The sequence below is a fragment of the Pseudomonadota bacterium genome (genome assembly GCA_026388215.1).
In the GTDB taxonomy this organism is placed as follows: domain Bacteria; phylum Desulfobacterota; class Syntrophorhabdia; order Syntrophorhabdales; family Syntrophorhabdaceae; genus JAPLKF01.
Window position 1 is genome coordinate 1 of the sequence record JAPLKF010000277.1, and the last position, 2080, is coordinate 2080.

The window sequence follows — 2080 nt, forward strand, 5'->3', positions numbered from 1 at the left end:
CACGACTGAGCGGCGTACTGACAATCGACCTTGCTTGAGTCATTTCTCCTCCTTTTTCTTGAGAAAAAGCAGGTTAGATAATGACCTTTAGCGGTTCTAATGGTCAATCACTTTTGTTACGTATAGCTTCCTGAAAGCGAGATTTTGACCAAAGAGTGGTTTGTGCTGTCTTTCTGTCGGTAATAGCGATCCACGTAGTAGAATGTTCCTTGACAACCTGCTGATGTGGCTGCCCCGGATGGTCTCCAATTCCCTCCCCAAGTCCCCCAAAATTGGGTTCTTTCTTATTTAAGTTGCATTTATAGGGTTAAGTCTTGGGTTTAAGAGTCCACAATGTTGATGGATTTTTAACCGGAAGTAGTCAATGTCTTTATAACCATATGCCATCCGTTTCAGTCGTTTGATCTTGTTGTTGAACCCCTCGGAGATAGCAGAGCTTACTTTCTTCTTAAACCAGTTGAGGATATACTGCATCTTGTCAGTAAAGCTATTCGCCAGTGCTATAAATGATTCCATGGTGCTGGAGGCTGCTTCTTGAATCCAGTTGTGCAATACTGTTCTCGCCTCGGCTTCATCCTTACAGGAATAGACTGTTAAAAAGCTCTCTTTCAATAACATGGCCCTGTATATAGGTTCATTCAGCTCACATAATTGGGTGAGGTATGAAGTCTGTCGGGCAGTGAGATTCCCTTTTTTCTTAAACAGGATAAACCGTTGCTTACAGTTGATGAGTTCTACCAACTCATCATCCTTCTCTATCCTGGCCTTCCGTAATTCGTGTTTCCTCACTGCATCAACGGCATTATTCAGTTTTTGCATGACATGGAACTTATCATAGACAATAAGGGCGTTTACCGCATAGTGGATGCTGGAACTTATATAATGTCGTGCTCCATCTAATGCCACTGATTCTATCTTTGTGCAGTTATCTTCCCCTATACCCTGGAAGTATTTATTTAATACCTCTGATTTCCTCCCCTTTTCATTCCATATGAGAAGCTTCCTGTCCGTATCAATGACGTTGGTGAGATAGCGGTGATACTTTTGATAGCTTACTTCGTCTACACTGATATGGATAGCGGCAGGAGGTGGAGAGAGTATATCTTTTGCCTTTTCTTCCAGGATTTCTTTATCTATTCTATAGACTGCTTCATCATTTAAACCTAAGAACCAGCCTGCTTCCTGATTAGTAGTAATTGCAGTGAGTCTGCTTACATGCTCAGCGAATCTTTTTGTCACCCGTCCCCATTTCTTGAGCCATGGTATTTCCTCTGTATGGATTTTCCCATCATGGGGGCATCGATATCTTCTCTTCCATATATGGAGATAGACCCTTTTCCCGCTGATGGGAAGGTCTTCTACCTTGGTCCATTGACTGCTATGGTATCCGGTAATGTGTGTTTCCCCACAATATGAACAAACAAACAGCCCTGTTTCTTTTATATGGTTCTAAATGAATGTGTATCTCTCTATCGATAAGAGAAGCTTTGGTTACTTTGTACTCTGGAATATCTATGAGTTTTTTGATACCATGTACATGCATCGGTTACTCCCTGGTATTCTTGGTTGGGTGAACCAAAATTATACCAGTTTTCATTGTAACCGGTGCTTTTTGCTTATTGGTATATAATTCTCATGGGTTAGAAAGATTGTTGCACTTTATTTAAGAAAGAACCCAAGAAACCGTCCATAATAATCTGATTTTCTAAAACCGTACTTAAGAGCAATGCTGATAACCAAACACTGTTGTCGATTTTTCCCCCGGAATCCGACGAAGATAAGTTGTCTCTTGTCAAAAACATTGTCGAAAGCGAAAAAGACAATGGAGAATTCTTGGAGAAGATTGTTGCCGAGTGTTTTTTTTATCTATACGTCTGCAAGGGCGTCGATCCGAAAACCTCAAGAAGCGGCTATGGCGGATACAGAAATGAGCTGGAGAAGTGGATGGAGGCCAGATTCGAGGGTAAACCGGCGCTTACCCCTTCCCGCGTAGCCTTCGAGTGTAAGAAGATCTTCAAGATTCCTGTTGTAAAGATGCACTTTCTTAAGTCCCTGGCCCAGAAAGTGAAAAACCGGGTCA

2 protein-coding genes are annotated in these 2080 nt (G+C 41.9%); one reads left to right on the top strand and one right to left on the bottom strand.

Annotation, left to right across the window (positions count from 1 at the left end; translation table 11 throughout):
- Positions 1 to 288: 288 nt before the first annotated feature.
- Positions 289 to 1395 carry an ISL3 family transposase gene (locus NTU69_12720; protein ID MCX5804368.1) on the bottom strand — a complete coding sequence of 369 codons (1107 nt, stop codon included), beginning with the start codon at positions 1393 to 1395 and terminating at the stop codon, positions 289 to 291.
- 438 nt (positions 1396 to 1833) lie between these two features.
- Here NTU69_12720 and NTU69_12725 point away from each other — a divergent pair.
- Positions 1834 to 2080, top strand: a 247-nt coding sequence (locus tag NTU69_12725; GenBank protein ID MCX5804369.1) for a hypothetical protein, incomplete at its 3' end; no start/stop codon positions are given.